Annotated in this window: 18 protein-coding genes, 2 tRNA genes and 3 rRNA genes; 18 read left to right on the top strand and 5 right to left on the bottom strand. The window is 63.6% G+C overall.

What is annotated here, in order from left to right:
• Positions 1–327: 327 nt before the first annotated feature.
• From MW290_RS25220 to rrf, 5 genes are all read left to right on the top strand, one after another.
• Positions 328–1,856 (top strand): 16S ribosomal RNA (locus tag MW290_RS25220).
• Positions 1,857–1,918: 62 nt separating this feature from the next.
• A tRNA-Ile gene (locus MW290_RS25215) sits at positions 1,919–1,995 on the top strand.
• Between the two features lie 7 nt (positions 1,996–2,002).
• A tRNA-Ala gene (locus tag MW290_RS25210) sits at positions 2,003–2,078 on the top strand.
• Between the two features lie 284 nt (positions 2,079–2,362).
• A 23S ribosomal RNA gene (locus MW290_RS25205) occupies positions 2,363–5,236 on the top strand.
• A gap of 119 nt (positions 5,237–5,355) precedes the next feature.
• Positions 5,356–5,468: ribosomal RNA gene (rrf, locus tag MW290_RS25200) — 5S ribosomal RNA — on the top strand.
• The 16S, 23S and 5S rRNA genes sit together here with 2 tRNA genes alongside, the layout of an rRNA operon.
• A 118-nt stretch (positions 5,469–5,586) precedes the next feature.
• On the opposite strand, the gene MW290_RS25195 is transcribed toward rrf, so the two are convergent.
• The 3 genes from MW290_RS25195 to MW290_RS25185 all read right to left on the bottom strand — a co-directional run bounded on the left by MW290_RS25195 (position 5,587) and on the right by MW290_RS25185 (position 9,748).
• Positions 5,587–7,866, bottom strand: coding sequence for an ATP-binding protein (locus tag MW290_RS25195; protein ID WP_250197091.1), 2,280 nt, complete (start codon positions 7,864–7,866; stop codon positions 5,587–5,589).
• Positions 7,867–7,921: 55 nt separating this feature from the next.
• Complete coding sequence (locus MW290_RS25190; protein WP_250197090.1) at positions 7,922–8,656, bottom strand: LuxR C-terminal-related transcriptional regulator; 735 nt, start codon at positions 8,654–8,656, stop codon at positions 7,922–7,924.
• A gap of 114 nt (positions 8,657–8,770) precedes the next feature.
• Positions 8,771–9,748 (bottom strand): NADPH:quinone oxidoreductase family protein, encoded by a 978-nt coding sequence (locus tag MW290_RS25185; protein WP_250197089.1) that lies wholly within the window; start codon positions 9,746–9,748, stop codon positions 8,771–8,773.
• A 105-nt stretch (positions 9,749–9,853) separates the two neighbouring features.
• On the opposite strand from MW290_RS25185, the gene surE reads away from it, so the two are divergent.
• The 5 genes from surE to rlmD are packed head-to-tail and all read left to right on the top strand — an operon-like array spanning position 9,854 to position 14,783.
• Complete coding sequence (gene surE, locus MW290_RS25180) at positions 9,854–10,606, top strand: 5'/3'-nucleotidase SurE (RefSeq protein WP_250197088.1); 753 nt, start codon at positions 9,854–9,856, stop codon at positions 10,604–10,606.
• Positions 10,603–11,424, top strand: coding sequence for a protein-L-isoaspartate(D-aspartate) O-methyltransferase (locus tag MW290_RS25175; protein WP_250197087.1), 822 nt, complete (start codon positions 10,603–10,605; stop codon positions 11,422–11,424). Before surE ends, MW290_RS25175 begins: the two co-directional genes overlap by 4 nt.
• 16 nt (positions 11,425–11,440) lie before the next feature.
• Entirely contained in the window at positions 11,441–12,349 is a 909-nt protein-coding gene (locus MW290_RS25170; protein ID WP_250197086.1) for a peptidoglycan DD-metalloendopeptidase family protein, read from the top strand.
• Between the two features lie 28 nt (positions 12,350–12,377).
• Positions 12,378–13,403 carry an RNA polymerase sigma factor RpoS gene (gene rpoS, locus MW290_RS25165; protein WP_250197085.1) on the top strand — a complete coding sequence of 342 codons (1,026 nt, stop codon included), beginning with the start codon at positions 12,378–12,380 and terminating at the stop codon, positions 13,401–13,403.
• A gap of 27 nt (positions 13,404–13,430) precedes the next feature.
• A complete protein-coding gene (rlmD, locus tag MW290_RS25160; RefSeq protein WP_250197084.1) occupies positions 13,431–14,783 on the top strand; it encodes a 23S rRNA (uracil(1939)-C(5))-methyltransferase RlmD in 1,353 nt (450 codons plus the stop codon).
• A gap of 43 nt (positions 14,784–14,826) precedes the next feature.
• Here the strand turns inward: rlmD and MW290_RS25155 are convergent, their stop codons facing one another.
• Positions 14,827–15,525, bottom strand: coding sequence for a Bax inhibitor-1/YccA family protein (locus tag MW290_RS25155; protein ID WP_250197083.1), 699 nt, complete (start codon positions 15,523–15,525; stop codon positions 14,827–14,829).
• A 144-nt stretch (positions 15,526–15,669) separates the two neighbouring features.
• On the opposite strand from MW290_RS25155, the gene MW290_RS25150 reads away from it, so the two are divergent.
• The 6 genes from MW290_RS25150 to MW290_RS25125 all read left to right on the top strand — a co-directional run bounded on the left by MW290_RS25150 (position 15,670) and on the right by MW290_RS25125 (position 22,341).
• A complete protein-coding gene (locus MW290_RS25150) occupies positions 15,670–16,074 on the top strand; it encodes a heme-binding protein (protein WP_250197082.1) in 405 nt (134 codons plus the stop codon).
• 183 nt (positions 16,075–16,257) lie between these two features.
• Positions 16,258–17,409 carry a glutamine-hydrolyzing carbamoyl-phosphate synthase small subunit gene (carA, locus tag MW290_RS25145; RefSeq protein WP_250197081.1) on the top strand — a complete coding sequence of 384 codons (1,152 nt, stop codon included), beginning with the start codon at positions 16,258–16,260 and terminating at the stop codon, positions 17,407–17,409.
• Positions 17,410–17,419: 10 nt separating this feature from the next.
• Positions 17,420–18,061, top strand: a complete 642-nt coding sequence (gene leuE / locus MW290_RS25140) for a leucine efflux protein LeuE (protein WP_250197080.1) — start codon at positions 17,420–17,422, stop codon at positions 18,059–18,061.
• 21 nt (positions 18,062–18,082) lie between these two features.
• Positions 18,083–21,349, top strand: coding sequence for a carbamoyl-phosphate synthase large subunit (gene carB / locus MW290_RS25135; RefSeq protein ID WP_250197079.1), 3,267 nt, complete (start codon positions 18,083–18,085; stop codon positions 21,347–21,349).
• An 81-nt stretch (positions 21,350–21,430) separates the two neighbouring features.
• Positions 21,431–21,907: a transcription elongation factor GreA gene (gene greA / locus MW290_RS25130; protein WP_250197078.1), complete on the top strand. Its 477-nt coding sequence runs from the start codon at positions 21,431–21,433 to the stop codon at positions 21,905–21,907.
• Between the two features lie 2 nt (positions 21,908–21,909).
• On the top strand, positions 21,910–22,341 hold the full coding sequence (locus MW290_RS25125) for a DUF4149 domain-containing protein (RefSeq protein ID WP_250197077.1): 432 nt from the start codon (positions 21,910–21,912) through the stop codon (positions 22,339–22,341).
• Here the strand turns inward: MW290_RS25125 and MW290_RS25120 are convergent.
• The gene (locus MW290_RS25120) at positions 22,322–22,792 is read right to left on the bottom strand and encodes a YhbY family RNA-binding protein (protein ID WP_250197076.1); all 471 of its coding nucleotides are present in this window, start codon (positions 22,790–22,792) and stop codon (positions 22,322–22,324) included. The genes MW290_RS25125 and MW290_RS25120 overlap by 20 nt on opposite strands.
• Positions 22,793–22,812: 20 nt before the next feature.
• On the opposite strand from MW290_RS25120, the gene MW290_RS25115 reads away from it, so the two are divergent.
• Entirely contained in the window at positions 22,813–23,490 is a 678-nt protein-coding gene (locus MW290_RS25115) for an RlmE family RNA methyltransferase (RefSeq protein WP_250197075.1), read from the top strand.
• Positions 23,491–23,643: 153 nt separating this feature from the next.
• Positions 23,644–25,551 (top strand): ATP-dependent zinc metalloprotease FtsH, encoded by a 1,908-nt coding sequence (ftsH, locus tag MW290_RS25110; RefSeq protein ID WP_250197074.1) that lies wholly within the window; start codon positions 23,644–23,646, stop codon positions 25,549–25,551.

The raw sequence follows: 25,551 nt of genomic DNA, 5'->3' as shown, positions 1-25,551 counted from the left end.
CGCTCTTCAAAACCCGTGCTACAGTGCAAGGCTTCGCTGATCACTGAAGCGTTTAGCCGGAAGCGGCGACGGGGAAGGAAGTTAGCGAGAAGGTCGAAAGACCTTGCAGTTGACAGGGATTTGAAAACAACGTCATAATCACTGTCTTCGCTGATTACTGAAACGAATCAGCAGCGACTCGAAAGAGGCGCAGTTCTTTAAAAAGTTACAGCCGATAAGTGTGGGCGTTTGAAGGCGAGCACCGATAGCCGCAAGGCACGGGGTTTATAACCTCAAACGCTCATGGAAGTGAAGTTCACTTCAATTCTTTGAGCAAAAATCAAGATCGAACTAAAGAGTTTGATCCTGGCTCAGATTGAACGCTGGCGGCATGCCTTACACATGCAAGTCGAACGGTAACGCGGGGCAACCTGGCGACGAGTGGCGAACGGGTGAGTAATGCATCGGAACGTGCCCAGAAGTGGGGGATAGCCCGGCGAAAGCCGGATTAATACCGCATGAGACCTGAGGGTGAAAGCGGGGGATCGCAAGACCTCGCGCTTTTGGAGCGGCCGATGTCAGATTAGCTAGTTGGTGGGGTAAAGGCCTACCAAGGCGACGATCTGTAGCTGGTCTGAGAGGACGACCAGCCACACTGGGACTGAGACACGGCCCAGACTCCTACGGGAGGCAGCAGTGGGGAATTTTGGACAATGGGCGCAAGCCTGATCCAGCCATGCCGCGTGCGGGAAGAAGGCCTTCGGGTTGTAAACCGCTTTTGTCAGGGAAGAAACGCTCTGGGCTAATACCCTGGGGTAATGACGGTACCTGAAGAATAAGCACCGGCTAACTACGTGCCAGCAGCCGCGGTAATACGTAGGGTGCAAGCGTTAATCGGAATTACTGGGCGTAAAGCGTGCGCAGGCGGTTATGCAAGACAGATGTGAAATCCCCGGGCTCAACCTGGGAACTGCATTTGTGACTGCATGGCTAGAGTGCGGCAGAGGGGGATGGAATTCCGCGTGTAGCAGTGAAATGCGTAGATATGCGGAGGAACACCGATGGCGAAGGCAATCCCCTGGGCCTGCACTGACGCTCATGCACGAAAGCGTGGGGAGCAAACAGGATTAGATACCCTGGTAGTCCACGCCCTAAACGATGTCAACTGGTTGTTGGGAGGGTTTCTTCTCAGTAACGAAGCTAACGCGTGAAGTTGACCGCCTGGGGAGTACGGCCGCAAGGTTGAAACTCAAAGGAATTGACGGGGACCCGCACAAGCGGTGGATGATGTGGTTTAATTCGATGCAACGCGAAAAACCTTACCTACCCTTGACATGTCTGGAATCCTGAAGAGATTTGGGAGTGCTCGAAAGAGAGCCAGAACACAGGTGCTGCATGGCCGTCGTCAGCTCGTGTCGTGAGATGTTGGGTTAAGTCCCGCAACGAGCGCAACCCTTGTCATTAGTTGCTACGAAAGGGCACTCTAATGAGACTGCCGGTGACAAACCGGAGGAAGGTGGGGATGACGTCAGGTCCTCATGGCCCTTATGGGTAGGGCTACACACGTCATACAATGGCCGGTACAGAGGGCTGCCAACCCGCGAGGGGGAGCCAATCCCAGAAAACCGGTCGTAGTCCGGATCGCAGTCTGCAACTCGACTGCGTGAAGTCGGAATCGCTAGTAATCGCGGATCAGCTTGCCGCGGTGAATACGTTCCCGGGTCTTGTACACACCGCCCGTCACACCATGGGAGCGGGTTCTGCCAGAAGTAGTTAGCCTAACCGCAAGGAGGGCGATTACCACGGCAGGGTTCGTGACTGGGGTGAAGTCGTAACAAGGTAGCCGTATCGGAAGGTGCGGCTGGATCACCTCCTTTCTGGAAAACTGGTGCTTTAATTCTTGCGCCCACGCTTATCGGCTGTACTTGACGGCAGATTGGGGTCTGTAGCTCAGTCGGTTAGAGCACCGTCTTGATAAGGCGGGGGTCGTTGGTTCGAATCCAACCAGACCCACCACCTATTGGGGGGTGTAGCTCAGCTGGGAGAGCACCTGCTTTGCAAGCAGGGGGTCATCGGTTCGATCCCGTTCACCTCCACCAATTGGCTCGTTCAGGCCAGGAACTGTGATGGTTCTTGGCCTGTGCGATTCTTCAGTGGATTGCCTGTCGTTCTTTAACAATTCAAAGAGTCGAAATCAGTAATGTGCTGATGGACTGCGTGAAAGCGCGGACAAGTCAGCATAGTTCAATGATTGCGTCAAATACACAAACTTCGACGAATGCAAGTTCGAAGAAGTTCGGCATAACGCGTAAATACTCAAAGTCAACGCAAGTTGATTTTCAGTCCTTGACGATGCCTTCGGCTGAAGGTGTCAAAGTTATAGGGTCAAGTGACTAAGTGCATGTGGTGGATGCCTTGGCGATTACAGGCGACGAAGGACGTGATAGCCTGCGATAAGCTTCGGGGAGCTGGCAAATTAGCTGTGATCCGGAGATTTCCGAATGGGGAAACCCGACCGTAAGGTCATCGTGATCTGAATACATAGGGTCACGAGGCGAACCGGGTGAACTGAAACATCTCAGTAGCTCGAGGAAAAGACATCAACCGAGATTCCGAAAGTAGTGGCGAGCGAAATCGGAAGAGCCTGCACGTTTTAGCAGTCGACTTATCAGAACAGTCTGGAAAGGCTGGCCATAGCGGGTGATAGCCCCGTATGAAAAAAGACGGCTGTGGAACTAAGCGTGCGACAAGTAGGGCGGGACACGTGAAATCCTGTCTGAAGATGGGGGGACCATCCTCCAAGGCTAAATACTCGTAATCGACCGATAGTGAACTAGTACCGTGAGGGAAAGGCGAAAAGAACCCCGGGAGGGGAGTGAAATAGATCCTGAAACCGCATGCATACAAAAAGTCGGAGCCGCAAGGTGACGGCGTACCTTTTGTATAATGGGTCAGCGACTTACATTCAGTGGCGAGCTTAACCGAATAGGGAAGGCGTAGAGAAATCGAGTCCGAATAGGGCGTTCAGTCGCTGGGTGTAGACCCGAAACCAGGTGATCTATCCATGGCCAGGATGAAGGTACCGTAACAGGTGCTGGAGGTCCGAACCGACTAGTGTTGCAAAACTAGCGGATGAGCTGTGGATAGGGGTGAAAGGCTAAACAAACCTGGAGATAGCTGGTTCTCTCCGAAAACTATTTAGGTAGTGCCTCAAGTATTACCATCGGGGGTAGAGCACTGTTATGGCTAGGGGGTCATGGCGACTTACCAAACCATTGCAAACTCCGAATACCGATGAGTACAGCTTGGGAGACAGTGCACCGGGTGCTAACGTCCGGACACAAGAGGGAAACAACCCAGACCGCCAGCTAAGGTCCCTAAAATTGGCTAAGTGGGAAACGAAGTGGGAAGGCTAAAACAGTCAGGATGTTGGCTTAGAAGCAGCCATCATTTAAAGAAAGCGTAATAGCTCACTGATCGAGTCGTCCTGCGCGGAAGATGTAACGGGGCTAAGCCAGTTACCGAAGCTGCGGGTGCATCGCAAGATGCGCGGTAGGAGAGCGTTCTGTACGCCTGTGAAGGTGGATCGTGAGGTCTGCTGGAGGTATCAGAAGTGCGAATGCTGACATGAGTAGCGTTAAAGGGGGTGAAAAGCCCCCTCGCCGAAAGCGCAAGGTTTCCTACGCAACGTTCATCGGCGTAGGGTGAGTCGGCCCCTAAGGCGAGGCAGAGATGCGTAGCTGATGGGAAACAGGTCAATATTCCTGTACCGATCAATAGTGCGATGTGGGGACGGAGAAGGTTAACTCAGCCGGGTGTTGGATGTCCCGGTTCAAGCATGTAGGCGTGCCCTCTAGGCAAATCCGGAGGGCTTAGCTGAGGTGTGATAACGAGGAGGCTTGCCTCTGAAGTGAGTGATACCCTGCTTCCAGGAAAAGCCACTAAGCTTCAGCTATTGACGACCGTACCGCAAACCGACACTGGTGCGCGAGATGAGTATTCTAAGGCGCTTGAGAGAACTCTGGAGAAGGAACTCGGCAAATTGACACCGTAACTTCGGAAGAAGGTGTGCCTTTAGTAGGTGAAGTCCCTCGCGGATGGAGCCCAATGAGGTTGCAAAGAATCGGTGGCTGCGACTGTTTATTAAAAACACAGCACTCTGCAAAGACGAAAGTCGACGTATAGGGTGTGACGCCTGCCCGGTGCTGGAAGATTAAATGATGGGGTGCAAGCTCTTGATTGAAGTCCCAGTAAACGGCGGCCGTAACTATAACGGTCCTAAGGTAGCGAAATTCCTTGTCGGGTAAGTTCCGACCTGCACGAATGGCGTAACGATGGCCACACTGTCTCCTCCAGAGACTCAGCGAAGTTGAAATGTTTGTGATGATGCAATCTCCCCGCGGAAAGACGGAAAGACCCCATGAACCTTTACTGTAGCTTTACATTGGACTTTGAACAGATCTGTGTAGGATAGGTGGGAGGCTTTGAAACCCAGTCGCTAGATTGGGTGGAGCCGACGTTGAAATACCACCCTGGTGTGTTTGAGGTTCTAACCTTGGCCCGTGATCCGGGTTGGGGACAGTGTATGGTGGGCAGTTTGACTGGGGCGGTCTCCTCCCAAAGTGTAACGGAGGAGTTCGAAGGTACGCTAGGCACGGTCGGAAATCGTGCTGATAGTGCATTGGCATAAGCGTGCTTGACTGCGAGACTGACAAGTCGAGCAGGTACGAAAGTAGGACAAAGTGATCCGGTGGTTCTGTATGGAAGGGCCATCGCTCAACGGATAAAAGGTACTCTGGGGATAACAGGCTGATACCGCCCAAGAGTTCATATCGACGGCGGTGTTTGGCACCTCGATGTCGGCTCATCTCATCCTGGGGCTGTAGCCGGTCCCAAGGGTATGGCTGTTCGCCATTTAAAGAGGTACGTGAGCTGGGTTTAAAACGTCGTGAGACAGTTTGGTCCCTATCTTCCGTGGGCGCTGCAAGATTGAGAGAGCCTGCTCCTAGTACGAGAGGACCGGAGTGGACGCACCTCTGGTGTATCGGTTGTCACGCCAGTGGCATTGCCGAGTAGCTAAGTGCGGAAGAGATAACCGCTGAAAGCATCTAAGCGGGAAACTCGTCTCAAGATGAGTCTTGCCGAGGCCTCGAGCCCCCTGAAGAGTCGTTCTAGACCAGGACGTTGATAGGCTGGGTGTGGAAGCGCAGTAATGCGTTAAGCTAACCAGTACTAATTGCTCGTGAGGCTTGACCCTATAACTTTGACAGCACACCGTCAAAGTACAGTTATGCCGTGTAGGCTCAATCGTTGAACTGATTTATACTCTTTGAATTGGCTGAGTTGACCAACATGTCAACTTGGCAACCCGTCAAGCCTGATGACCATAGCGAGGTGGTCCCACTCCTTCCCATCCCGAACAGGACAGTGAAACGCCTCAGCGCCGATGATAGTGCGGATTCCCGTGTGAAAGTAGGACATCGTCAGGCTATTTACCCGCGCAGACCCCCGCTCAACCTATCGTTGAGCGGGGGTTTTGCCTTTTGGGGCGACGAAAATCCAATTGCGGTTTGATCGGATGCTGAGAAAAATACTCAGCCTCTGCAATCACGGCACATTGCGCCATTCATCTCGCGCGCTGAGCGCTAACGAGGGAATCCAGATCCGGCACTGGATGCCTTGAGGATCACGAGTGCGCCATTCGACGTGTCCATTGAGCTGGCGCACACGCTTACGCACCCCGTTCAGGCCCAGTCCGTGGCTCCAAGCTTCCGGCTCGGTTCCTTGGCCGTTATCGCTGACGACGATGGTGAGCTGACCTCGCTCGTAGGCGCCGTCGACATCCACACGCGTGGCCTGCGCATGGCTGATCACGTTGTTGATCAACTCCCGCAGCGCGCGGGTGAGCGCTGACCATTGAACGACATTCAGTGCGATATCGTCGTCCACGCTGAATGACCAGCCCAGGTCGCAATGCGCTGCGCTCAGGCGTTGCGTGATGTCAGCCTTCCATTCAGCAGCGGCATGCGTCAGGCGATGGTTGGATGCCGCCAGACCACGCGTCAAGGTTTTGAGGTCCTTGAGGGTGTGGCGCACATACTCTTCGGTTTCCGGATCGGGCGCCTTGTACATCAGCGTCAGCAGTCGGGCACCGATGTCGTCGTGCAGGTCCTGCGCGAGGCGCGTGCGTTCTTCGTTGCGACCTTGTTCGACCGCCTGGTCAAACGCCACGGCGCGGCGTAGCTGCTCGCAGATGCGGTCGGCCAGCCGCGCGTCTTCGTCGCAGAAGATGCGCGTGCCTTTGCGGGCATAGCGCAGCACGACCGATGCATCGGGCGCCAGTGCATCACCTCCCGGCATCGTGGGCACGGGCACGATGAGCGTCGCGCCGTCGCCGGCCACGCGCGCTGACGGTAGCGTGCGCTGGACCAGCATGGCCTCGAGCGGCTCGAAGAGCTCACGCAGCAATTGCGACAAACGTTCGCCCACCCGCTCGGGACGGCCTTCGAGTTCGCGCGCCAGGCGATACAACTGCTCGAACGCTCGTTCGGTGGTGAGCACGGCGTTGCCCATCACACGATTCAGCAGCCACTGGCGCACGCCGGCGTAGATGCCGAGTGAGATGAAGAGCGCCAGCGTGACCGAAGCGAACTGACTGAGCGAAAACGCAGCGACGAAGAGCAGGTCCAGAGAGGTGGCCACGGTGCTCACGCCCGCCAGCATCGAGAACTCGCGCAGTACCTGTTGAGATCGGGCCAGAAAGGGCAGCAGGCCCAGCAGCGATGAGAGGAAGACCACCCACACGGTGGAGCCGATGGCGCTCGCGAAGTGGGCGATGTCCACCCGCTGGGAGGCTGCCGCCACGGCCAAAGTGAGCAGCAGCAGCGTGCCCATGGCCACCATGGCAAGCCGACGCAGCAGGATGGCGGCGGGATGAGGCTGATGGCCGCCTTGACGGCTCAATTGAAGGATGGCGATTCCGCCCAGGATCACCGCGGCGCCTTGCGTCCACCACCAGGCGCCGGGCAGCTGACCGGTTGTGGTGAGCAGCATCAAACTGCCCACCCCCACCCACGCGGCGCAGGCCGTCCACCAGCGGCCGCGCACGGGCGTGGGGTGGACCCCGGTGGCGTGCACCAACGCAGCCGCGGTCAGCAGGTCCAGCGCTGTCCGCACCGGGAAATCCAGGGTGAGCAGCCAGGCTGGTACCAACAGCCCGGGCATCGATTCCGCGGCGATGAACCCGAGATTGAGGGCCTGGCTGATGGCCATCACCGCGTACATCGCATTGCGCTCGCTGGGCCGCGCAGCGACGACCACCGCCGCAGTGAGGTACAGCGCCAGCGCCAGGATGGCGATCAGCCAGAAGCCGACACCCAGGCCACCGATGCCGCGGGCATGGGGCCGCAGGCCCAGCGGGGCGGACTCGGCCAATACCAGCGTCACCGGGCCCAGAGCCAGCGCGTCGTTCAGCCGCTCATGCATCGCGGCATGGCGTCGCCGCTCTTCGTCGTCGACGATCCAGCGCGGTGCCCGTTGCAGCAGGCTGGTGGACACGGGCAGGGGGCGACCGTGCGCGTCCAGCAAGCCCAGCAGCGAGTCGGGCTCGGGAGCGGCACCTTGGCGGCCATGCTGGGGTGTGACGATCAGCCGGCCCGATGCATCTGCGCTCCAGCTGGCATCCAGCGTGGGCGTGGCTGCCAGCGCGCGGACCAGCAGAAACAAGGCCAGGCAACCCAGCAGGGCGGCCATCGCCACGATCCGTGAGCGCCAATTGAGTGCCCGCCCGGCACACAGCGGCCGCCCCAGGCTGCGTTCCCAGGCCTGGGTGTCGAAACCAGCCTCCGGCATCGCATCCGGAGCCAGTGACATACCGGTACGGCTCATGACACGGCGGTGTACCGGCGGCGTTGTCAACGGACGGTCTTGTCCGCTTCCGCTGTCAGACCAGCCCCTGCTTGCTGGCCAGCACGGCGGCCTCGGCGCGGCTCGAGACGTTGAGCTTCTTGTAGATGGACTTGATGTGGTCGTTGACGGTGAACCACTTGATGCCCATCAGGCTGGCGATTTCCTTGATGGTGAAGCCCTTGCTGAGGTAGGTGAGCACCTCGTTCTCGCGCGGGGTCAGGCGCTCGTGGTCGAGCGGTTTTTCGATCGGTACCGGTCGGCTGGTACCGAAGCCGAACGGCGTAGAAAAGCCCGAATCAACCGCCCCGCCATCCTGGTGGTTGCCACGAAAGTGGGTCAGCAGCCGCCGGGCAATCGCCGGCGACAGCGGCGGCTGGCCGCGGACGATCTTCTGCAGCTCTTCCACCAGCACCTCGAATCGGTCTTCTTTCAGCAGGTAGCCGTCGGCGCCACGTTGCAGGGCCGGGAAGAGGTGGTCGTCATCCGAGTAGAGCGTGGTGACGATCTTCGTGGCCGGGTAGTGCACCAGTTCGGCCAGCAACTCCATGCCGTTGCCGTCAGGCAGTTCCAAATCGACCAGGATCAGCTTGAACGGATCGACGCCGTGCAGGCCACGGGCGCCGCCCGTCAGGTTGATGTGTTTACGTGCGCTCTCAAGGTCGCCGGCTTCAGTGATGACGATCGTGTCGCTGAAGCTCTCTCTCACCACGCGGCACAGGAAGCTGCGCGCGACCGGATTGTCTTCCAAGATCAGGACCTTGACGGCCATGGCTCCACCCCTCTCATGCGACGTCGAACACAAATGTGATCGCGACGCAGATTGTGCGGTGCATCGTAGCGCAACAATGGTCCCCCTAGAGAGGGGGACCGACCCGACGAAGGCTCAGCGGTTGAGGAGAAGTACCTTGCCACGCACCTGGCGAGTGCCCATGCGTTCGTAGGCGGCGTGCAGCTCGCTCATCGGCAGCCGGGTGTCGATCACCGGCTTGATCTTGCCCTGGGCATACCAGTCGGCCAGTTGCGCCATCGCGGCGGCGCTGGCGCGCGGCTCGCGGCGCACGAAGTCGCCCCAGAACACCCCCACCACCGAGGCGCCTTTGAGCAGCGGCAGGTTCCAGGGCAGGGCAGGGATGGCGCCGGCGGTGAAGCCGATGACCAGGTAGCGCCCCCGCCAAGCGATCGAGCGAAAGGCGGCGGTGGCGAACTCGCCCCCGACCGGGTCGTAGACCACGTCGGGACCTTTGCCATCCGTCAAGGTCTTGAGCGCCTCGCGCAGGTCGGTGGTGCTGTAGTTGATGGTGGCATCGGCGCCGATTTCGGTGCACAGCTGGCACTTCTCGTCGCTGGAGGCCGCGGCGATCACGCGGGCGCCTGCGGCCTTGGCAATCTGGATGGCCGAGGTGCCTACGCCCCCTGCGGCGCCCAGCACCAGCACGGTTTCGCCGGGCTGCAGCGCCGCGCGGTCGATCAGTGCGTGGTGCGAGGTGCCATAGGTGAAGGCAAAGGCGGCTGCATCGTCGAGGTTGAAGTTGGCGGGCAGCGGAATGACGCTGGTGGCCTTGACGCAGGCGTGGGTGGCAAAGCCGCCGGTGGCGCCGATGGCGGCCACCGGGTCGCCGATGTGCAGGTGGGTGACGCCTTCGCCGACCGCATCGATGCGTCCCGAGAACTCGGCGCCCGGCACGAAGGGCAGCGGCGGCTTGACCTGGTACTTGTTCTGGACGATCAGCAGATCGGGGAAGTTGAGGCTGGCCGCCTGGATGGCGATCCGCACTTCACCCGGTGCGGGCTGGGGCATGTCCAGCTGCTTCCATTGCAAAGCGTCCACGCCGATCGGGTTGTCGCACACCCATGCTTGCATCGTCTGTCTCCTGCTGCGGCACCTGCCGCCTTGGCGGTGGATGATAGGCAGGCTGCCGCGTGAAGGCGGTCACGCAGGCGACGGTGCGGTACCTACAATGGCCCGATGCGCATCCTCATTGCCAACGACGACGGTTACCTGGCCCCCGGACTTGCCGCGCTCGTGCGCGCCATCGAAGGGCTGGGCGAGATCGACGTGATCGCCCCCGAGCAGAACGCCAGCGGCACCTCCAACGCCTTGACGCTGGGTCGGCCGCTGCAGGTGTACAAGGCTGCCAACGGCTTCCATTACGTCAATGGCACGCCCTCCGACAGCGTGCACCTGGCCATGACCGGCCTGCTGCCGCAGCGGCCCGACCTGGTGCTCTCGGGCATCAACAACGGCGCCAACATGGGCGACGACACGCTGTATTCAGGCACCGTGGCGGCGGCGATGGAGGGCTTTCTCTTCGGCGTGCCGGCCATCGCCTTCTCGCAGGTGCAGCGTGGCTGGGAGCACCTGGACGCAGCCGCCCGCGTGGCCCGTGCCGTCGTCGAGCAGGTGCTGGCCCTGCCGCTGGAAGGCCGGCCCTGGCTGCTCAACGTCAACATTCCCAACCGGCCCGATGCCGACCAGCTGCCCCGCAAGCTCACGCGGCTGGGCCGCCGGCATGCCAGTGAGCCCGCCATCCGCCAGACCAACCCGCGCGGCGAGACGATCTACTGGATCGGCCCTGCCGGCGATGCACGTGAGGCGGGCGAGGGCACCGACTTCCATGCCACGGCTTCCGGCTGCGTGTCCATCACGCCGCTGCAGGTCGACCTGACCGACCATGCTGGTCTGCCCGCCTGGCGCGAAGCGCTCGGAACGGTGGCATGACCAGCCGCGCGCGCCAGTTCCCCATTCCGCTGGACCGGGCTTCTTCGAGCAAGAGCCCGGGCGCGCCTGCGCGAGCTTCGCAAACCTTGCTGCGGCCTCAGCGCCCGATGCACGAGGCCGCGGTGGCGGCTCGCCAGCAGTCGGCGCCGAGCGGCCTGGGCCTCGATTCGCAGGGCGTGCGTGCCCGCATGGTCAACCGGCTGCGCGCCGATGGCCTGCGCAGCGAGCCCGTGCTGGCGGCCATGGCCCACGTGCCGCGCCACTTCTTCGTCGATACCGCGCTGGCGGCACAGGCGTATGAAGACACCAGCCTGCCGATCGGCCTGAACCAGACCATTTCCAAGCCCTCGGTGGTCGGCCTGATGATCGCCCTGCTGCTGGAGGGCCGCAATGCCCAGGCGCGCGAATCGCTGGGCAAGGTGCTGGAGATCGGCACCGGCTGCGGTTACCAGGCGGCCTTGCTGTCGGTGCTGGGCACGCAGGTGTACTCGATCGAGCGGCTCAAGCCGCTGCACGACAAGGCGCGTGAGCTGCTGGCGCCACTGCGCCGCAACAACCTGCGGCTCATCTACGGTGATGGCCGTGTCGGGCACGGACCGAACGCGCCTTACGACAGCATCATCGCCGCGGCGGGCGGGGACGACATTCCGCCCGCGTGGCTGGAACAATTGGCCATCGGCGGCCGCCTGGTGGCGCCGATGCAGGCGCCCGGCGGGCGGGGTCAGGTGCTGGTCATCGTGGACCGCACCGAGACGCAGTGGCTGCGCCAGCAGCACGATGCCGTCAACTTCGTCCCCCTAAAATCCGGCGTTGAATAGCGGAGATTCCTTTCTGATGCGATTGCACTGGCAGCGCCCGTCCAGCGGGCGCACGACGACCTCTTTCCAGCTGCTGGCGGCCTGCCTGCTGGTGGCTACCCTCGCGGGCTGTGCTTCGCCGCGCAACAAGGCGCCGGTGGAAGACCGGCAGAGCACGCCGGCCCGCACCGCGGGCTCGCCCGTGACGCCGACCGAAGCCGACAAGCCGCCGCCGCCCGGCATCGAGAACGCCGGCAAGCCGGGCTACTACACCGTCAAGCCCGGCGACACGCTGATCCGCATCGGGCTGGAATCGGGCCAGAACTGGCGCGACATCGCGCGCTGGAACAACATCGACAACCCGAACCTGATCGAGGTCGGGCAGGTGGTGCGCGTGGTGCCTCCGGGCGTCGATCCTGCGGTGGCGGCTGCCCGCGGCGTGCCGCCGGCCAAGGTCGAGTCGCGTCCGCTGGATGCACGTGCCGCCAGCGCCCCGGCCAGCGGTGCCGCCGCGGCGGCCAGCACGCCGGCGCCTGCCCCGGCGCCTGCGCCGGCACCCACGCCCGCATCGGGTGACGACGACATCAACTGGGCCTGGCCGGCACGCGGCTCGGTGACCGCCGGCTTCGACGAGTCGCGCAACAAGGGCTTGTCCATCGCCGGCAAGGCGGGTGATCCGGTGCTGGCTGCAGCCGATGGCCGGGTGGTGTATGCGGGTTCGGGATTGCGCGGTTACGGCAACCTCGTCATCGTCAAGCACAACAGCACCTACCTGACGGCGTACGCCCATAACCAGACCCTGCTGGTCAAGGAAGACCAACCGGTCAAACGCGGACAAAAGATCGCGGAAATGGGTTCCAGCGACGCAGACCGGGTACAACTGCACTTCGAGATCCGAAAGCAAGGCAAGCCGGTCGATCCGGCCAAGTTGCTCCCGCCCCGTTAAGGCACATCCATGGCACGGAGATCCACGCATGACCAGGCGCAGCGAATCGCAAAACGGGCATGTCGTGGACACGGCGGCGGGCCATCCGCCCGCCGCGCCGATGTCGGGCCTGGCGGCTGATGAGCCGAACCTTGACATCGAGCTGAGCGCCGACGCCGAGGCGCCCGCCGGCCGCGTGCCGGTGGACATCCCGCCCGGCGAGAGCGATGTCGGCAACACGCTGCAGACGTATCTGCGTGAGATCCGCAAGGCGCCGCTGCTGACGCCGCAGGAGGAGTACGACACCGCGGTCAAGGCCCGTGCGGGCGACTTCCTGGCCCGGCAGTCGATGATCGAGCGCAACCTGCGCCTGGTCGTCAGCATCGCCAAGAACTACCTGGGCCGCGGCCTGCCGATGACCGACCTCATCGAAGAGGGCAACCTGGGCCTGATGCACGCCATCGGCAAGTTCGAGCCCGAGCGCGGCTTCCGTTTTTCCACCTATGCCTCGTGGTGGATCCGCCAGAGCATCGAGCGGGCGATCATGCACCAGGCCCGCCTGGTGCGGCTGCCGGTGCACATCGTGCGTGAACTGAACCAGGTGCTGAAGGCGCGCCGCGCACTGGAAGCCGAGCATTCCCACGGGCCCGAGGGTGACCGTCCGGTGCGGGTGGAAGCCATCGCCGCTTCGGTGGGGCGGCCGGTGCAGGAAGTCTCGGAGCTGCTGAAGTTTGCCGAGCAGCCCGCTTCGCTGGATGCACCGCTGGAGCGTGATGCGGGCGAATCGATGCTGGACACCGTGGCCGACGAGCAGGCCATCGATCCGATGGGCATCACGCTCAGCCATGAGGTGGAGCAGTTGCTCAACCATGGCCTGGCCGAGCTGAACGATCGTGAGCGCGAGGTGCTGGCTGGCCGTTACGGTCTGCGTGACCGTGAGCCCGAGACGCTGGAGGTGCTGGCTGAGCGCATGGGCCTGACCCGCGAGCGCATCCGCCAGATCCAGCAGGAAGCTTTGCTTAAGCTCAAGCGCCGGATGATCCGGCAGGGCGTGGACCGCGACTCCGTCTTCTGAGAGGACTGCCACCGGATAATCCGGGGCATGACTCAACAGAATGAATGGCTGACGGTCGAATCGCTGGACCTGGAAGCCCAAGGCGTTGCCCATAACGAAGAAGGCAAGGTGGTGTTCATCGAAGGCGCCTTGCCCGGTGAGCAGGTGCAGGTGCAGGTGGGCCGCCGCAAGAATGCGTGGGAGCAGGCCACGATGAAGGTGATGCGCCGCGAGAGCTCGCAGCGCGTGACGCCCGGCTGTCCGCACTTCGGCCTGCATGCGGGCGCCTGCGGCGGCTGCAAGATGCAGCACTTGCACGTGGGGGCGCAGGTGGCCGTCAAGCAGCGCACGCTGGAAGACAACCTGTGGCACCTGGGCAAGGTCAAGCCCGAGCGGCTGCTGCGCCCGATCGAAGGCCCGGCCTGGCACTACCGCGACCGTGCGCGCCTCTCGGTGCGGCACGTCATCAAGAAGGGCGAGGTGCTGGTCGGCTTCCATGAGCGCAAGTCGCGTTACATCGCCGACATGAAGGTGTGCCCGGTGCTGCCGAAGCACGTGAGCGACATGCTGCTGCCGCTGCGCGAGCTGGTGATGTCCATGGACCAGCGCGAGCGCCTGCCGCAGATCGAGCTGGCCGCGGGCAGCGATGTCACGGCCCTGGTGCTGCGCCACCTCGAGCCCTTGACCGATGCCGACCTGGAACGCCTGCGCACCTTCGGCCGCCAGTACGGCGTGCAATGGTGGTTGCAGCCCAAGGGCCCTGACACGGTGCACCTGCTGGACGAAGGCGGCCCGCAGCTCAGCTACCAGCTGGCCGAGTTCGGCATCACCATGCCCTTCAAGCCGACCGACTTCACGCAGGTCAACCAGCACATCAACGCGGTGCTGGTGGGGCGTGCGCTGCGTCTGCTGGGTGCGCAGCCCGATGACCGGGTGATCGACTGGTTCTGCGGCCTGGGCAACTTCACGCTGCCCATCGCCACCCAGGCGCGCGAGGTGCTGGGCATCGAAGGCAGCGAGGCCCTGGTGGCCCGCTCGCGCGAGAACGCCAAGGCCAACGGCCTGGCGGCCAAGACCAGCTTCGTGGCCCGCAACCTGTTCGAGATGACACCCGAGCAGCTGATGCAGGACGGCCGCGCCGACAAGTGGCTGGTCGACCCGCCGCGCGAAGGTGCGCTGGCCTTGTGCAAGGCGCTGGCCGATGCCACGCAGCTGCCCGACACCGGTGCATGGACGCCGCCCACGCGCATCGTCTACGTCAGCTGCAACCCGGCCACGCTGGCGCGTGATGCGGGGCTGCTGGTGCACCAGGCGGGTTATCGCTGCCTGGCAGCGGGCGCGGTGAACATGTTCCCGCACACCGCCCACGTCGAAAGCATCGCCGTCTTCGAGCGACCATGAAAAAAGGGGCCGAAGGCCCCTTTTGCTTGAGTGCGCTGCGCGATCACTCGCGGTCGCCACCGGCGATGCCGAGGATGGCCAGCAGGCTCTGGAAGATGTTGTACAGGTCCAGGTAGATGGCCAGCGTGGCGGACACGTAGTTGGTTTCACCGCCGTCGATGATGCGCTTGATGTCGTACAGCAGGAAGGCCGAGAACAGGCCCACCGCGATCACCGACAGCGTGAGCATCATGGCGCTCGACTGCAGGAAGATGTTCGCGATGCCCGCCACCAGCAGCATGATCGCGCCGATGAACAGGAACTTGCCCATGCCGGACAGGTCGCGCTTGATCACGGTGGCCAGCGAAGCCATCGCGAAGAACGACAGCGCGGTGCCGCCGAACGCGTACATGATCAGCGTGGCGCCGTTGCTGAAGCCCAGCACCGCGGCCAGCATGCGCGACAGCATCAGGCCCATGAAGAAGGTGAAGGCCAGCAGCAGACCCACGCCTGCCGACGAGTTCTTGAACTTCTCGATCGCGAACATGAAGCCGAACGCGCCCACCAGGAACACGATAGTGCTCATCCCGACGCCCATGGCGGCGACGATGCCCGTGCTGACGCCGATCCACGCGCCCAGCACCGTTGGCACCAGCGACAAGGCCAGCAGCCAATAGGTGTTGCGCAGCACGCGGTTGCGCTGCTCGGCAAGCACCGCACCGCCGGCGAAGCCGGGGTACGAGGTTTGCAGGGATTCGTTCATTGCGAGAGCCTCCAGGGATAAGACAGTGCTGTGATCGAGCGGAGCGATTCTAGTTCCGCATCATGGAACCGAACCTGATGGCTTAGGCCCGGTAAAGTCCAGTTTGTTCCCTGAAAACGGCCACCGAGCCGGAAAGCATTCACCATGAATTCCAAGCCCTACCTGTCGATCGAAAACGTGAAGAAAATCGCCGCCGCCGCCGAGGCCGAAGCGCTGGCCAACAAGTGGGCGGTGTCCATCGCCATCGTCGACGACGGCGGCCACCTGCTGTGGTTCCAGCGCCTGGACGGCGCGGCGCCCATTTCGTCGCAGATCGCCCCGGCCAAGGCCCACACCGCCGCCGTCGGCCGCCGTGAGAGCAAGGGCTACGAAGACATGATCAACCAGGGCCGCGTCTCGTTCCTGAGCGCGCCGGCGCTGCAAGGCATGCTGGAAGGCGGCGTGCCCATCGTCGTGCAAGGCCATGTGGTGGGTGCGGTGGGCGTCAGCGGCGTCAAGTCGAACGAAGACGCCCAGATCGCCCGCGCCGGCATCGCCGCGCTGGGCTGACCGGCAGCTGCACCTAGGGCAGCGTGGCCGGCGCCGGCTATACTCAGCAGGTTTACCCTCTCACGCTGCCCCCGAGAAACCACTGACGTTTTTCGCACCGGAGTCGAGCCGCCGCACGCTGGCCTGCCCGCGTGCGGATTCGCGCAACAGGACCAGGGGGCGCACCGCTACGGAGCCTTCCCTTTGCTACCCGTCCTGCCTCCCGCACTGCTCGCTCTCGCAGACGGCACGGTCTTTTCTGGCGCGTCCATCGGCGCTGCCGGTCACACGGTCGGCGAGGTGGTGTTCAACACCGCGCTCACCGGCTACCAGGAAATCCTCACCGACCCCAGCTACTGCCGTCAGATCGTCACCCTGACGTATCCGCACATCGGCAGCTACGGTGTCAACGAGGAGGACGTCGAGGCGTCCAAGGTGCATGCCGCCGGCCTGGTGATCAAGGACCTGCCGCTGCGTGTCTCCAACTTCCGCCAGACGGCCACGCTGTCCGACTACCTGCGCCGTGAAAACACGGTCGGCATCGCCAACATCGACACCCGCCGCCTGACGCGGGTGCTGCGCAGCACCGGCGCGCAGAACGGCTGCATCGCCACCTTCGAGCCCGGCACCGTGCTCACCCAGCAGCACATCGACGACGCCGTGGCCAAGGCCAAGGCGGCGCCGAGCATGGCGGGCCTGGACCTGGCCAAGGTGGTGTCGGTCACCCAGCCCTATGAGTGGACCGAGACCGAATGGGCCCTGGGCAGCGGCTACGGCCGGCAGGCCGATCCGCGCTTCCATGTGGTGGCCTTCGACTTCGGCGTCAAGCGCAACATCCTGCGCATGCTGGCCAGCCGCGGCTGCCGCATCACCGTGATGCCGGCGCAGACGCCTGCATCCGAGGTGCTCAAGCTCAAGCCCGATGGTGTGTTCCTGGCCAACGGCCCGGGTGACCCGGAGCCTTGCGACTACGCCATCGAAGCTGCGCGCGAGGTGATCGAGTCCGGCCTGCCCACCTTCGGCATCTGCCTGGGCCACCAGATCATGGCGCTCGCCTCGGGCGCCAAGACCTACAAGATGAAGTTCGGCCACCACGGGGCCAACCATCCGGTCAAGGACCTGGACAGTGGCCGCGTGAGCATCACCAGCCAGAACCACGGCTTCGCGGTGGACGAGAAGACGCTGCCCCCCAACCTGCGCCCCACCCACGTCAGCCTGTTCGACAACACGCTGCAGGGGCTGGCCCGCACCGACAAGCCGGCCTTCTGCTTCCAGGGCCACCCGGAAGCTTCGCCCGGCCCGCACGACATCGGCTACCTGTTCGACCGCTTCATTGGCCTGATGAGCAAGGCCTGAGGAGAGCCTGATGTTCGGGATCACCGACCTGGGGACCTTCTTCGCTGCGGCGCTGTTCATCATCCTGCTGCCCGGGCCCAACTCGCTCTACGTGCTGTCGGTCTCGGCCCAGCGCGGGGTGCGGGCCGGCTACACGGCGGCCTGCGGGGTCTTCGTGGGCGACACGGTGCTGATGACGGCCGCCGCGGCGGGTGGCGCTTCGCTGCTGATGGCCAGCCCGCAGGTGTTCTTCGTCGTGAAGATGGTGGGCGCGGCTTACCTCGCCTGGGTCGGGCTGCAACTGCTGCGTGCTGCCCTGAGCACATGGCGCGGCGATGCAACGGCCGAGGAAGCACCCCGTCAGGTGGACGCGCGCCAGCCGTTCCGCAAGGCGTTGGTGGTGAGCCTGCTCAACCCCAAGGCCATTGCTTTCCTGCTCAGCTTCTTCATCCAGTTCGTCGATCCGGCCTATCCGCATCCCGCGCTGACCTTCCTGATCCTGGGCGCGCTCGTGCAGCTGCTCAGCTTTCTCTATCTCTCGACGCTGATCTTTGCCGGTGCCCGCCTGGCCGCTGCCTTCCGCGCGCGGCGCAAGCTGGCCAGCACCGCGAATGCCGGCGTCGGCGCACTATTCGTTGGATTCGGGGCCAAGCTGGCCACGGCCACTCTCTAAGTTCCAAGAGCGCAAACCGCCATGCCGAAACGTACAGACCTGAAAAGCATCCTCATCATCGGCGCGGGCCCGATCATCATCGGCCAGGCGTGTGAGTTCGACTATTCCGGCGCCCAGGCCTGCAAGGCGCTGCGTGCCGAGGGCTACAAGGTCATCCTCGTCAACTCCAATCCGGCGACGATCATGACCGACCCGGAGATGGCCGACGTCACCTACATCGAGCCCATCACCTGGCAGGTGGTCGAGAAGATCATCGCCAAGGAGCGCCCCGACGCGGTGCTGCCCACCATGGGTGGCCAGACCGCGCTGAACTGCGCGCTCGACCTGCACAAGCACGGCGTGCTGGCCAAGTACGGCGTGGAGATGATCGGCGCCAACGAGAAGGCCATCGAAAAGGCCGAGGACCGCCTGAAGTTCAAGGAGGCGATGACCAGCATCGGCCTCGATTCCGCCAAGTCGGGCATCGCCCACTCGATGGAAGAGGCGCTGGAAGTGCAGCGCCAGATCGTCAAGCAGATCGGCGGCACCGGCTTTCCGATGGTGATCCGCCCCAGCTTCACGCTGGGCGGCACCGGTGGCGGCATCGCCTACAACCCCGAAGAGTTCGAGGAGATCTGCAAGCGCGGCCTCGACCTGTCGCCGACCAAGGAACTGCTGATCGAAGAGTCGCTGATCGGCTGGAAGGAGTATGAGATGGAAGTGGTCCGCGACAAGGCGGACAACTGCATCATCGTGTGCGCGATCGAGAACCTGGACCCGATGGGCATCCACACCGGCGACTCGATCACCGTGGCGCCGTCGCAGACGCTGTCCGACAAGGAATACCAGCTGCTGCGCAATGCCTCGATCGCCATCCTGCGCGAGATCGGCGTCGACACCGGCGGCTCCAACGTGCAGTTCTCGATCAACCCCAACAACGGCCGCATGGTCGTGATCGAGATGAACCCGCGTGTGTCGCGGTCGTCGGCGCTGGCCTCCAAGGCCACCGGCTTCCCGATCGCCAAGATCGCGGCCAAGCTGGCCGTGGGCTACACGCTGGACGAGCTGCGCAACGACATCACCGGCGGTGCCACGCCGGCCAGCTTCGAGCCTTCGATCGACTACGTCGTCACCAAGATCCCGCGCTTCGCGTTCGAGAAGTTCCCGGCCGCCGATTCGCGCCTGACCACGCAGATGAAGTCGGTGGGCGAGGTGATGGCCATGGGCCGCACCTTCCAGGAAAGCTTCCAGAAGGCGTTGCGCGGCCTGGAAACCGGCATCGACGGCCTGACCGAACGCTCGACCGACCGCGAGGAGATCATCCAGGAAATCGGCGAAGCCGGCCCCGAGCGCATCCTGTTCGTGGCCGACGCCTTCCGCCTCGGCATGACGCTGGACGAGGTGTTCGAAGAAACCGCGATCGACCCGTGGTTCCTGGCGCAGATCGAGGACATCGTGAAGACCGAGCAGGCGCTGGCCGGCCGCACGCTGCAAAGCCTGTCGAAGGACGAGTTCCTGTTCTTGAAGCGCAAGGGCTTTTCCGACAAGCGCCTGGGCAAGCTGCTGAACAGCAACCAGCACGACGTGCGCCGCGCCCGCCACGCCCTGAACGTGCGCCCGGTGTACAAGCGCGTGGACACCTGCGCGGCCGAGTTCGCCACGCAGACGGCCTATATGTATTCCACGTACGACGAGGAATGCGAAGCCGAGCCCACCGACAAGAAAAAGATCATGGTGCTGGGCGGCGGCCCGAACCGGATCGGCCAGGGCATCGAGTTCGACTACTGCTGCGTGCACGCGGCGCTGGCGATGCGCGAGGACGGGTACGAGACCATCATGGTCAACTGCAACCCGGAAACCGTGTCGACCGACTACGACACCTCCGACCGCCTGTACTTCGAGCCGGTGACGCTGGAAGACGTGCTGGAGATCGTCGACAAGGAAAAGCCGGTCGGCGTGATCGTGCAGTACGGCGGCCAGACGCCGCTGAAGCTGGCGCTCGACCTGGAAGCCAACGGCGTGCCGATCATCGGCACCACGCCCGACTCCATCGACATCGCCGAGGACCGTGAGCGCTTCCAGAAGCTGCTGCACGACCTGGGCCTGAAGCAGCCGCCCAACCGCACCGCCCGCACCGAAGATCAGGCGATGGCGCTGGCGCACGAGATCGGCTACCCGCTGGTGGTGCGCCCCAGCTACGTGCTGGGCGGCCGCGCGATGGAAATCGTGCACGGCGACAAGGACCTGGAGCGCTACATGCGCGAGGCCGTGCGCGTGAGCGACAAGTCGCCGGTGCTGCTGGACCGCTTCCTGGAAGACGCGATCGAGGTCGACGTCGACTGCATCTGCGACGGTACCGAGGTGTTGATCGGCGGCATCATGGAACACATCGAGGCCGCGGGCATCCACTCCGGCGACTCGGCCTGTTCGCTGCCGCCGTATTCGCTGTCGCCCCAGCTGCAGGACGAACTGCGCCGCCAGGCCACGGTGATGGCCAAGGCGCTGGGCGTGGTGGGCCTGATGAACACGCAGTTCGCCATCCAGGGTGAGGGCGACGACGCCGTGGTGTACGTGCTGGAAGTGAACCCGCGTGCCTCGCGCACCGTGCCTTACGTGAGCAAGGCCACCGGCCAGCCGCTGGCCAAGATCGCGGCGCGCTGCATGGCCGGCCAGAAGCTGGCCGACCAGCGCAACACCGACGGCAAGCCGCCGCGCGAGATCGTGCCGCCGTACTTCAGCATCAAGGAAGCGGTGTTCCCGTTCAACAAGTTCCCGGGCGTGGACCCCATCCTCGGCCCCGAGATGCGTTCGACGGGTGAGGTGATGGGCGCCGGCGACAGCTTCGGCGAGGCGATGCTCAAGAGCCAGCTGGGCGCCGGCTCGCGGCTGCCCACCAAGGGCACGGTGGTCATCTCGGTCAAGAACACCGACAAGGACCGCGCGGTGAAGGTCGCTTCCGACCTGCACGACCTCGGCTTCAACATCGTGGCCACCAAGGGCACCTCGGCCGCCATCGCGGCGGCCGGCGTGCCGGTGAAGACGGTGAACAAGGTCAAGGACGGCCGGCCGCACATCGCCGACATGGTCAAAGCCGGCGAGATCCAGCTGGTGTTCACCACGGTGGACGAAACGCGCACGGCCATCGCCGATTCGCGCTACATCCGCACCGCGGCGCTGGCCAACCGGGTGACCTACTACACCACGATGGCCGGCTGTGAAGCCGCCACCGAGGCGCTGAAGCACCAGGACGACCTCACGGTCGCTTCGCTGCAGGAACTCCACGCCCGGTTGCGGGCCGAACTGCACTAAACTGACGCCACCTCGCGCCCGCCGCCGGGTCGTCACCACGACCCCGGCGGCGGTTTTCATTTGTCTCTGCAGGTTTTGAACATGGCCACCATTCCACTGACCCGGCGCGGTTTCGAGAAACTCAAGGAAGAGCTGCATCAACTCAAGACGGTCGAGCGCCATGCCGTGATCCAGGCCATCGCCGAAGCACGTGCCCAGGGCGACCTGTCCGAGAACGCCGAGTACGAAGCCGCCAAGGACAAGCAGGGCTTCATCGAAGGCCGCATCCTGGAGCTGGAAGGCAAGCTGGCCGCCTGCCAGGTGATCGACCCGGCCGAGCTGGACGCGGGAGGGCGCATCGTGTTCGGCGCCACGGTGGATCTGGAAGAAGAAGCCTCGGGCGCCCAGGTCACCTACCAGATCGTGGGCGACGACGAAGCCGACCTGAAGCTGGGCCTGATCTCGATCAGCTCGCCGATCGCACGGGCGCTGATCGGCAAGGAATCCGGCGACGTGGCCGACGTGCAGGCGCCCGGCGGCGTCAAGAGCTACGAAGTGGTGGACGTGCGCTACATCTGAGCATGCTGCAACGCCTGCGTGTGCTGCTGCCGGCGCTGTGGGCCGGCCTGCTGCTGTGCATCGCCACGCTGGCCACGCCCGCGGTGTTTGCCGTGGCGCCGGAGGCGGCGGGCCGCATCGTCGGCCGCATCTTCGCGCAGGAGGCCGTGGTCAGCATGGCGCTGGCACTGCTGCTCACCGCGATCGAACGCAAGCTGGCGCCGGAGCGCCAGCTGGGGGTGTGGCTGGCGCTGGGTGCGCTGTTCTGCACCGTGGCGGGGTATTACGCGCTGCAGCCGATGATGGCGGCGGCACGGCTGGGGCAGGGCAGCCTCAGCTTCGGCCAGCTGCACGCCATCAGCCTCGGGTTCTTCGCGCTGAAGGGCGTGCTGGTGCTGGTGCTGGCCTGGCGCGCAGCGGCGCCGGGCAGGGGCCTCAGGCCGTCGTCTTCTTGATGCTGGTGGTGCGCTTGCGGGCGCGCTTGATCTCGCCGCCCGCGGTCACGCGCTCGTTGCCCATCACCTTGACCTTCTTGATCTGCGGCCGGTGATTGCCGCTCTTGCTGAACTTCAGGATCTTGACGACCTTGGGGCCGGCCATGCGGTCTTCGCGCTCGGCCTTCACCTTCTCGGGCATCGGGCGCCACAGCACCAGCAGCTTGCCGATGTGCTGGATAGGCGCGGCGTCCAACTCTTCGGTGAGCTGGGCCAGCATGGCCTCGCGAGCGGCGCGGTCGTCGGAGAACACGCGCACCTTGATCAGGCCGTGGGCATTGAGCGCGTGGTGGATTTCCTTGGTGACGGCCGGGGTAAGGCCTTCGCCGCCGACGAGGACGACGGGGTCAAGGTGGTGCGCAGCGGCGCGGTGTTCCTTGCGCTGCGAGGGTGTCAGTTGAATGGCGGGCATTTGCCTATTATCGGTGCGGCATGAAGATCAAGACGAAAAGCAAGAAGGTCAACAAGGCGTGGCTCGCGGATCACATGAACGATCCGTACGTCAAGCTGGCCCAGCGCGAGGGTTATCGCGCCCGCGCCGCCTACAAGCTCAAGGAGATCGACGAGGCGCTGGGGCTGATCAAGCCGGGCCAGCTGGTGGTCGATCTGGGTGCGGTGCCCGGTGCCTGGAGCCAGTACCTGCGGCGCAAGTTCGCGCCCAAGGAGGCCGGCACCGGCGGCGCCGCAGTGGGGCAGCTCAACGGCACCATCATCGCGCTGGACGTGCTGCCGTTCGAGCCGATCGAAGGCGTGAAATTCATCCAGGGCGACTTCCGCGAGGACGAGGTGCTCAAGCAGCTGGAGACCGAGGTCAACGGCCGCCCGGTGGACGTGGTGGTGTCGGACATGGCGCCCAACCTGTCGGGCATCGAAAGCTCGGACGCGGCGCGCATCGCCCACCTGGTGGAGCTGGCGCTGCAGTTCTCGCAGGCGCACCTCAAGCCCGAAGGCGCGCTGGTTGCCAAGGTGTTCCACGGCAGCGGCTACAGCCAGCTGGTGGAAATGTTCAAGAAACAGTTCCGCGTGGTCAAGCCGATCAAGCCCAAGGCCTCGCGCGATCGATCTTCTGAAACCTTTCTCGTCGGCATCGGTCTGAAGAAGGCGGGGTAGACGCCCCCCACATCGCGTCATCCTTGCTTCAAAGCTCTGACACAGTACGGGTCATGCACCGGAGATCGTTAACTTGAGTCCACTAGAATCATCCCCAGTTGCGTGCAAGGCGCCGTTTGGGCGTCGTGACAGTCACGGGCAGAAGGAGCCGCAGTGAACAATCAATGGTTTTCCAAGGTGGCGGTCTGGCTGGTGATTGCACTGGTACTGTTCACCGTCTTCAAGCAGTTCGACCGAGGTGCGATTTCCGGCAACCAGATCGGCTACTCTGATTTTCTGGAAGAGGTGCGTGCCAAACGCATCAAATCCGTGACCTTGCAGGAAGGTGCCGCCGGCGGCACCGAGATCGTCGCCATCACTACCGACGACAAGCGCCTGCGCAGCACCGCGACCTACCTGGACCGCGGCCTGGTCGGCGACCTGATCAACAACAACGTCAAGTTCGACGTCAAGCCCCGCGAGGAGCCGTCGATCCTGATGAGCATCCTGATCAGCTGGGGCCCGATGCTGCTGCTGATCGGCGTGTGGATCTACTTCATGCGGCAGATGCAGGGCGGCGGCAAAGGCGGGGCGTTCAGCTTCGGCAAGTCCAAGGCCCGCATGCTGGACGAAGCCAACAACTCCACCACCTTCCAGGACGTCGCCGGCTGCGACGAGGCCAAGGAAGAGGTCAAGGAGCTGGTCGACTTCCTGAAGGACCCGCAGAAGTTCCAGAAGCTGGGCGGTCGCATCCCGCGTGGCGTGCTGCTGGTCGGCCCTCCGGGTACCGGCAAGACGCTGCTGGCCAAGGCCATCGCGGGTGAGGCCAAGGTGCCGTTCTTCAGCATCTCCGGCTCCGACTTCGTCGAGATGTTCGTCGGCGTGGGCGCCGCCCGCGTGCGCGACATGTTCGAGCAGGCCAAGAAGAGCGCGCCCTGCATCATCTTCGTCGACGAAATCGACGCCGTCGGCCGCCACCGCGGTGCCGGCCTGGGCGGCGGCAACGACGAGCGCGAGCAGACCCTCAACCAGATGCTGGTGGAGATGGACGGCTTCGAGACCAACCTGGGCGTGATCGTGATGGCGGCCACCAACCGGCCCGACATCCTCGACCCGGCCCTGCTGCGTCCCGGCCGTTTCGACCGCCAGGTCTACGTCACGCTGCCCGATGTGCGTGGCCGCGAGCAGATCCTGAACGTGCACATGCGCAAGGTGCCGGTCGGCCAGGACATCCGGGCCGACATCCTGGCCCGTGGCACGCCGGGTTTCTCGGGTGCCGATCTGGCCAACCTGGTCAACGAAGCCGCCCTGTTCGCCGCCCGCCGCAACGGCCGGGTGGTGGAGATGGTCGACTTCGAGAAGGCCAAGGACAAGATCATGATGGGCCCCGAGCGCAAGTCCATGGTCATGCCCGAGGAAGAGCGCCGCAACACCGCTTACCACGAGGCTGGCCACGCGCTGGTGGCGCGCCTGCTGCCTAAGACCGACCCGGTGCACAAGGTGACGGTGATCCCGCGCGGCCGTGCGTTGGGCGTGACGATGCAGCTGCCCGAAGGCGACCGCTACAGCATGGACAAGGAGCGCATGCTCTCCACCATCAGCGTGCTGTTTGGTGGCCGTATCGCCGAAGAAGTGTTCATGAACCAGATGACCACCGGCGCCAGCAACGACTTCGAGCGTGCCACCTCGATCGCCCGCGACATGGTCACCCGCTACGGCATGACCGACGAGCTGGGCCCGATGGTGTACGCCGAGAACGAAGGCGAAGTGTTCCTGGGTCGTTCGGTGACCAAGACCACCAGCATGTCGGAAGAGACGATGCGCAAGGTGGACTCGGTCATCCGCCGCATCATCGACGAGCAGTACAGCATCGCGCGCAAGCTGATCGAGGACAACCAGGACAAGATGCATGCGATGGCCAAGGCCCTGCTGGAATGGGAAACCATCGACGCCGAGCAGATCGAGGACATCATGAACGGCAAGCCGCCGCGCCCGCCCAAGGACTGGTCGCCCACCGCGACCAAGCCGCCGGGTGGCCCCACGCCGCCGGTCAATCCTGAAAGCGCGCCGGCCACGGCCTGA

The sequence above is a fragment of the Aquincola tertiaricarbonis genome, assembly GCF_023573145.1.
Taxonomy (GTDB): domain Bacteria; phylum Pseudomonadota; class Gammaproteobacteria; order Burkholderiales; family Burkholderiaceae_C; genus Aquincola; species Aquincola tertiaricarbonis_B.
Note: the sequence above shows the minus strand (reverse complement) of the source record. Positions and strands in the feature narration are given on the sequence as shown.

Coding starts and splice junctions, on each gene's coding strand:
- carB (WP_250197079.1), top strand. CDS start 18,083: ATGCCGAAACGTACAGACCTGAAAAGCATCCTCATCATCGGCGCGGGC.
- MW290_RS25155 (WP_250197083.1), bottom strand. CDS start 15,525: ATGAACGAATCCCTGCAAACCTCGTACCCCGGCTTCGCCGGCGGTGCG.
- MW290_RS25190 (WP_250197090.1), bottom strand. CDS start 8,656: ATGGCCGTCAAGGTCCTGATCTTGGAAGACAATCCGGTCGCGCGCAGC.
- greA (WP_250197078.1), top strand. CDS start 21,431: ATGGCCACCATTCCACTGACCCGGCGCGGTTTCGAGAAACTCAAGGAA.
- MW290_RS25175 (WP_250197087.1), top strand. CDS start 10,603: ATGACCAGCCGCGCGCGCCAGTTCCCCATTCCGCTGGACCGGGCTTCT.
- MW290_RS25120 (WP_250197076.1), bottom strand. CDS start 22,792: ATGCCCGCCATTCAACTGACACCCTCGCAGCGCAAGGAACACCGCGCC.
- MW290_RS25115 (WP_250197075.1), top strand. CDS start 22,813: ATGAAGATCAAGACGAAAAGCAAGAAGGTCAACAAGGCGTGGCTCGCG.
- MW290_RS25170 (WP_250197086.1), top strand. CDS start 11,441: ATGCGATTGCACTGGCAGCGCCCGTCCAGCGGGCGCACGACGACCTCT.
- leuE (WP_250197080.1), top strand. CDS start 17,420: ATGTTCGGGATCACCGACCTGGGGACCTTCTTCGCTGCGGCGCTGTTC.
- surE (WP_250197088.1), top strand. CDS start 9,854: ATGCGCATCCTCATTGCCAACGACGACGGTTACCTGGCCCCCGGACTT.
- MW290_RS25185 (WP_250197089.1), bottom strand. CDS start 9,748: ATGCAAGCATGGGTGTGCGACAACCCGATCGGCGTGGACGCTTTGCAA.
- MW290_RS25125 (WP_250197077.1), top strand. CDS start 21,910: ATGCTGCAACGCCTGCGTGTGCTGCTGCCGGCGCTGTGGGCCGGCCTG.
- rpoS (WP_250197085.1), top strand. CDS start 12,378: ATGACCAGGCGCAGCGAATCGCAAAACGGGCATGTCGTGGACACGGCG.
- MW290_RS25195 (WP_250197091.1), bottom strand. CDS start 7,866: ATGAGCCGTACCGGTATGTCACTGGCTCCGGATGCGATGCCGGAGGCT.
- MW290_RS25150 (WP_250197082.1), top strand. CDS start 15,670: ATGAATTCCAAGCCCTACCTGTCGATCGAAAACGTGAAGAAAATCGCC.
- rlmD (WP_250197084.1), top strand. CDS start 13,431: ATGACTCAACAGAATGAATGGCTGACGGTCGAATCGCTGGACCTGGAA.